The following is a 6751-nucleotide window of genomic DNA, read 5'->3' as shown; positions in this document are numbered from 1 at the left end:
ACTTTTGTTCCCTTCGCCCTTGATGGCCGTATCGCAACCTTTTTCGACTGTTTGTCAAGAGCGATTGCGGACTTGGCTATTCCTGAAATCCTGGCGGAGATGCCTAGAACTAGTTTTTCATAGAACTTTTGACACTACCCGTAAATGCAGACAATTAGTATGTACTGCTCATTAACTTTTTATTCCCAAATAAATGATTTTCATTCATTGGAACTTATTCTTATATTAACATGTGTCTTTACACTTGTCATTACTTTTATCAAGTATCTTCATTAAAGATCTATTATCCTTTGCGAAATGCTTGTTCCAAGGAACTACGGTTCATTCCTTATAATGGTTCTTATATCCAGCTCACAAACAATAAAGGTGTAGCATTACTTTTTTAGTAACACTACACCTAGCTTTAGATTAAGGATCAAATTTTAAACCGACTTACAAGTACTTTTAATTCTTCAGCCATTACCGCAAGAGCTTGTGCCGATGCATCGATTTCTTGCATAGATGCAAGCTGCTCCTCTGTTGCAGCTGCCACTTCTTCTGAAATCATGGCATTAGCCTGAGCATTTTTAGCGATTTCGTCTACTGAAGTAGATACTTCTTCTATATTTGCTGAAATTTGTTGAACGGCTGCTGTTACTTCTTCAATTTGTGGTGTAATTTTTCTTGTGCTATCGAGAATTTGGGTGAACTTATTGGATGTTTCTATAGATACTTTTACCCCTTGTTCTGCATTTTCCATAACTTCACTCATTATTCTCACTGATTCTTCCGTATCTTTTTGAATAACACTAATCAATTCAGCAATATTTTTTGCTGAAACTTGAGATTGCTCGGCTAATTTTCTTACTTCATCTGCAACTACCGCGAATCCTTTGCCGTGTTCTCCTGCTCTTGCAGCTTCAATTGCAGCGTTTAATGCCAAAAGATTCGTTTGATCAGCTATTCCACTAATGACATCTAAAATATTTCCAATTTCTTGTGACCGTTGAGAAAGAGAACTAATGACTTCATTAGAACGTCTCACAGACTCATGGATAAATTTCATTTGGGATAAATTATCTTCTACGAATTTTCCGCCCTCTTCTGCTTCGATTGTGGTTTTCTTTGATAATTGTGAAACATTCATTGTACTGTCTGAAATTCGTAACACACCTTGGACAACCTGCTGGATCGATTTTGAATTGTTTTCAAGCTTTGTTGTAGCACCCTCAGCACCAGCCGCAATTTCTTGAATAGAAGAGGCAACTGCTTCTGCAGCTTTGCTTGATTGTTCTGCACTTGCATTTAATTGTTCCGCCGAAGCTGCTACTTGATCTGAATTCGTAGCAATCCCACGAATCATCTCTCGTAGATTATTGGTCATTTGTTCAAATGACTCATTTAAGTAATAAATTTCATCCTTGCTTTTAATCGTTAACGTCTCTACATTTAAATCCCCGGAAGCCACTTGTTTTGTTAAATTCGCCAGCTTCACAATTGGTCGTGAAATAAGAAGCGAGATGATAACACCACACCCTAACGCAAATAATGTAGCGATTATACTAATGATAAGAACCTGCGTCATACCAGAACGAGTGTTATTTTTCGTTTCTTTTACTTGTTTATCTAATATGTCCACCTTTAGCATTTTATGTAAAGCTTCAGATTTTTCCGTTAAATGGTTCGTAATCGGAACAATCTCTTCTAAGCCTTTAGCAAGAGCTTTTTGCTTATCAATCGTTATGGAATCCATTATTTCATTTGCTTGTTGCCCAAATTCTCTATTAAGTTCAGCTATTTCATCAAGTCGATCTCGAGTCTCTTGCAGTGTAGCCAATTCTTTTCCTTCATTAATTAAGTCTTCAATTCTTTTGTTCGTGTCGTTAAGATTTTCTCTCATTTTAGGATTTTCATATAGCATATAGGCTCGGTAATACCCAATTTGTAAAGCTATATTTGTTTGAATTTCTTGAGTAATAGACTTTATCTCTGAGACAGTATCGAGTAAGTATTCATAAGACTCATTTGCTTCTTTTGCATTTTTATAGGAAATGAAAGAAGCAAGACCAAAAATAAGAGATACAATTAAATAGCTCACAATGAGTTTTTGTTTAATCGTGTACTTCATTTTTCCTTTTTCTCCTTATGTATGATGTAGTAAAAATATGATTCACGTATTTCTTCAAAGACGATTCTTTAGGTTAATTTACGATTGGTATAATGAAACTTGTTCTCTGATCTGTTCAAGATTCGTTAATCCATTCAACAATTTTTTTATATCAATCAAGGATACTAAACGATGATTTAAACGAACTACTCCTTCAAAAAATGAAGTATCAGTAGTTAATAAGCTTTGTAAAGGCTTAATTTCTTGTGAATCTATGATAATGATTTCCTTTGCTTCATCAACGATTAAAGCTATCGATAGATTGTCCATATCTATGAGAACTAATCTTGTGTTATCTGTTATTTTAGTTTTCTTGTTATACAAAATACCATTCATATCGATTAAAGGAACGATCTTTTGACGAATATCGACTATTCCCATGAAATATTCTGGCATTAGAGGGAGTGGTGAAGGAGTCACCATTTTTTCAATGGAAATTACATGGTTAATAGATATTCCGAACTCCACTTGACCCACTTGAATCACTAACTGCTTCGGCATTAACTTCACTCCACATTTTATGTTCTAAGTTTTTCTAATGAATAAAAAAAAATACCCCATATACATTTAGGGGTAGTTTGTTAAAATCTTCTTTAGAAGAGCAACTGGCTGGCATGGTTGAAGAAACTTTAGCCCCTTTAGTTTTGCGTCCTATCCTTTAGAATAGTTTGCCAATATGTATTTTTTTGAGTCCGGGTAGTTTTCACTATTGCGATAGTACTATACTCTTTCCATTTTGTATATACTTCATCAATTATTCACAATATTAAGATATGTAAGCGATATCGATAAGGTTAGATATTTTGAATATGATTCAATACGATCGGAAACAAAAAAGGACTGAACCCTATTAGATTCAGCCTTCTTAAAGATTAATATTTATCGTAGATTAACGTGACGGATAGTAATTAGATGCTGACACTTTTTATTTGCTCCCTACACTCTCACTTTTCATATGTTTAATGATAAATAGTATTCAGTTTTTATGCTAATAGCTCCTTTCCTAAATAATTATTTCATTAGTTCTGGGTGCTTTGTTTCCTGTAAAAGCTCCATTAGGATGTCAATTCCTTTTTGAATCTTTTCTGGTGTGGAGTGTGTAAAATTAAGTCGCATCGTACTTTTATTCGGTTTTCCAGCATAAAAATGTTCCCCAGGTACATAGGCGACTCCTCTTGAAACAGCCTGCGGGAATAGGAATGAAGTATCGATTCGAGGATCCAGTTCAATCCACAAAAACATTCCACCCTTTGGTTGTACAAAATTCAGGTTTGGAATATTTGCTTGCTGGATTCGATTAACCATAACACTCATTCTTTGCTTGTAAACCTCACTTATTTTTTCAATATGTCCATCTAAATCAAACTGGCAACAAAGCTGGTACAAGGCTTGATGTGTTAGAGAATTCGAATGAAGATCATTGGCTTGTTTAGCTTGAGACATGATGCGAATAATTTGATCAGGACCCGCTACCCAGCCAGTGCGTAAACCTGGTGCTGCTGTTTTAGAAAACGTACTAGTATAAACCACATGCGTTCCGTCATCTAAGGCAGCTAAAGGTGTATACATTTCTTCTCTATTAAATTGAATATCGCCATAAGGATCATCCTCAAGTATGATTGCATGATGCTTATGAGCCATATGGATTAAATACTGGCGCCGTTCATATGACCACACGCGTCCGGATGGATTTGAAAACGTTGGTACAACATATACACATTTTGGTTTGTAAAGCTTCATCTTTCTTTCTAAATCTTCTGGTATCATTCCAAACTGATCGGACTCAACCGGTACAACTGTTGCTTCATACGATTCAAAAACTTGTAGCGCTGCTAAATAAGTGGGATCCTCCGTCAAAATAATATCTCCTGGATTAAACATTACTCGGGAAAATAAATCAATGGCTTGCTGAGAACCTGTTGTAAGCAACACTTGGTTCGTTGTAAAGCCTGTCATTTGCTTTTTCCTCATTCGTTCCAAAATCACTTCACGTAGCGGTCCAAACCCCTCTGTTTCAATGTATTGAAGTGGATTTTTTCCATTAGCAAATACACGGGAAAACGCCTCCTGAATGGCTTCATGCGGGAATAATTCGTCATCCGGCAGACCCCCTGCAAAAGATATGACGTTCCCTTTATTCACAACTTTTAAAATGTCACGAACAGCAGAAGATTGAAGATGTCTGACTCGTTTTGCAAAAGGATATTTCACCGTACACACCTCAAATATTTAAATTTTCTGAATAATAAGTATATACTACCTCTTTACAAACAATTGTCAACCACTCTTCATCTTTATTTTTTGGATTTTTTATTAAACATTTTATTAAGTTCTTAGGAATGAAGTACTTGTCCGAACACCAACAAAAAGCCAGCATGATTTTGTTTAACGGGTTCGGTTTTGAAGTACAAAATTTTAATTAACATAACAAAAATCATATGAAATAACTAATATTTTGAATGGCTATTAGCGATACAATTAACATTAAAAATAGCAATAGAAAAGGACCGATTTTGTCGGTCCTGATTTTTTTACTACATTTATAATTTTTCAATTGAAAAAACTAAATCGCTAAAATCGGTTTCAAAGCCAAAATCATTGCATTTATAAAGTAAAACACCATTCTTTTCTTCAATCAGCATACCAGACGTATATGATTGTGATTGCCTTCCATTACCTTTGTCATAGACATTATAAACACTTAAATTTCCATCATCCGTATAACATTTACAAATGATTTCTTGAGGAGCGGTATCTTCCCATAGTGTTATGCTCGGATATTTTTCATCACTTAATTCAGGAATCACAATTCCTTTATCCGTCCTAAGCCAAATCCCCTGTCTGTGAGAGGAATTTTTACTAATGAACTTGACCTTAATTAATTGACAATCTTTAATCTCTTGAACATCCCAAAGGATAACATTGTCTAAACCCTTCTCTAGAAAAGCCTCGTTAATTATTCTTTCCTTCCCAATCTCCATAACTTTACCCCGTTTCCTTTTACTATCTAAGATAAATAATATCGTTTATTTCGTATTTCTTATCAGCTATACTGAGTCTTTGAGCAGGTGTAGCGACAACATCCTTTTTGCCTTCTTTTGTCTTATAAGCCAAGCAGAAATTGTAGTAAGTCCGAAGGATGGTTAATGCCATTTGAGCATACTTAGGATTGAAATTTGAGTAAATGTAACTCTTGCCATCACCACGAGCTGTTGTGAGCGGTCTTTCTAAAATGGATAACCTTCTCCGAATGTGTTGAATGAAGGTGTTCGTGGCATTATCATTCACATTTACAATTAATGCAGCAATATCTTTTGGCTCAAGAAAGGAAACATCCGTTGTGCAATCAACTGACCGAAACCCCCTGTCAGGTGTAGCTAATGGATGTTCAATCGGATTATCGGCATATTCGTTATGGGAACTCACCTCATCTGATACGACTTTATGGAATTTGTGAGTTTCAAATAATTCCGTAAGGTACAGATATGCCAATTTGCGTAAAGAATTTGTTCCTATATCCCTCACTGAGCCCCATTCCAATAAATTCGCTTTAGCCCCCTTAAATTCCTCGTAGGCTTTTTTTCGAGATTTGGTTTTATCGGTTTGGCATAAGAAATGATGCCCATCCGTACGGCGAATTTCCTGCGAGAACACACGATGGATAGAGTTGATTAATGATTTATCATCATCGGTGACAAAACGCCATTCAGAAGCATTTACAAGTTGTTTGATAAGCCAAAAATGAGCAATGGTAGTATAGGCTGCCTGAACGTGTAGACCATCAATGTACCTTTCCCGACGTTCTATTTTAAGAAGTTCTCGATGGTATTCCGATTGCGTTTGTGTATCGTTTTTAGATGGTGGCATTGGGTAATAAGAATATTCATCAAACCGAGCGTTTTTTTTTGGCAAATAAGTTTAAATGGTCTTCTTTCAATAATGCAGTATCAAGTGCAATGTCACTTAAGGAAATATCCCAATCATACGCCACATCGCTTCGAAACACATATCTGGATAGAACATCAGCGGAAATAACTACACTTGTCGGTAGTTGAAGTTCCTCAATTCCATCAAATTGAGAACTGCCTTGCCCCTTTTTGCGGACATTATTTAGATAATAGGTCATCTTATCCGTATTCAACCACATTTTCTTGAATTCAGTGTTTTTTAAAGACTTAGTTTCGTGTTTTTCTAAGAACTCCAAACACCTTCGGTATAAGATTTCGAGCTTATCATAATAAGTTCCTCTGCCAATCCCTAAGATTTCACAGGTTCTGCTTACTGGCGTTCGGTTAAGCAGAAGTTTAGCAAATAACGGCATTATCTCGCTTCGTTTCTGGTGGTAGGTGGATGCTTGCCTCTGGTTTGGCAGCACATTGGTAAACTTCTTGCAGACCTTACATTGGTATCGTTGAGACTTAGCCGTACTTTTGCCTCTTTTATAGAAGGATTTTGGTTCGTTAAAAGGGGTTAAATCGGAAGCTATACATCCTTCTTTAAGATTATGACAAACTTACACCAAAACAGTTTGGTACAAAATTTAAAGAATTGTTATTTAAACCAGCGGAGTTAACTTGGAATGGACAAACACATCAATTCCAATAC

4 protein-coding genes, 1 pseudogene and 1 riboswitch are annotated in these 6751 nt (G+C 35.8%); all 5 genes and pseudogenes read right to left on the bottom strand.

The genetic code is table 11. The features are described from left to right. Positions 1-415 precede the first annotated feature (415 nt). A complete protein-coding gene (locus GD441_RS08450; RefSeq protein WP_153125681.1) occupies positions 416-2107 on the bottom strand; it encodes a methyl-accepting chemotaxis protein in 1692 nt (563 codons plus the stop codon). A gap of 78 nt (positions 2108-2185) precedes the next feature. Then, positions 2186-2647 (bottom strand): chemotaxis protein CheW, encoded by a 462-nt coding sequence (locus tag GD441_RS08445; protein ID WP_153125679.1) that lies wholly within the window; start codon positions 2645-2647, stop codon positions 2186-2188. Positions 2648-2743: 96 nt separating this feature from the next. Continuing rightward, a riboswitch (cyclic di-GMP riboswitch) is annotated at positions 2744-2829 on the bottom strand. A gap of 328 nt (positions 2830-3157) precedes the next feature. Beyond that, on the bottom strand, positions 3158-4357 hold the full coding sequence (locus tag GD441_RS08440) for an aminotransferase-like domain-containing protein (RefSeq protein WP_153125677.1): 1200 nt from the start codon (positions 4355-4357) through the stop codon (positions 3158-3160). A 329-nt stretch (positions 4358-4686) separates the two neighbouring features. Then, positions 4687-5127: a hypothetical protein gene (locus GD441_RS08435; RefSeq protein WP_153125675.1), complete on the bottom strand. Its 441-nt coding sequence runs from the start codon at positions 5125-5127 to the stop codon at positions 4687-4689. 22 nt (positions 5128-5149) lie between these two features. Further along, positions 5150-6644: pseudogene (locus GD441_RS17590) on the bottom strand (transposase); the annotation flags it as partial. Positions 6645-6751 lie beyond the last annotated feature (107 nt).

The organism is Peribacillus tepidiphilus, from assembly GCF_009466385.1.
Taxonomy (GTDB): domain Bacteria; phylum Bacillota; class Bacilli; order Bacillales; family DSM-1321; genus Bacillus_BN; species Bacillus_BN tepidiphilus.
The sequence above is the reverse complement of the archived record's forward strand: the minus strand, read 5'-3'. Positions and strand labels throughout refer to the sequence as shown.

Excerpts from the sequence above, each read along its gene's own strand:
- GD441_RS08450 (WP_153125681.1), bottom strand. The coding sequence starts at position 2,107 with ATGAAGTACACGATTAAACAAAAACTCATTGTGAGCTATTTAATTGTA.
- GD441_RS08445 (WP_153125679.1), bottom strand. The coding sequence starts at position 2,647 with ATGCCGAAGCAGTTAGTGATTCAAGTGGGTCAAGTGGAGTTCGGAATA.
- GD441_RS08435 (WP_153125675.1), bottom strand. The coding sequence starts at position 5,127 with ATGGAGATTGGGAAGGAAAGAATAATTAACGAGGCTTTTCTAGAGAAG.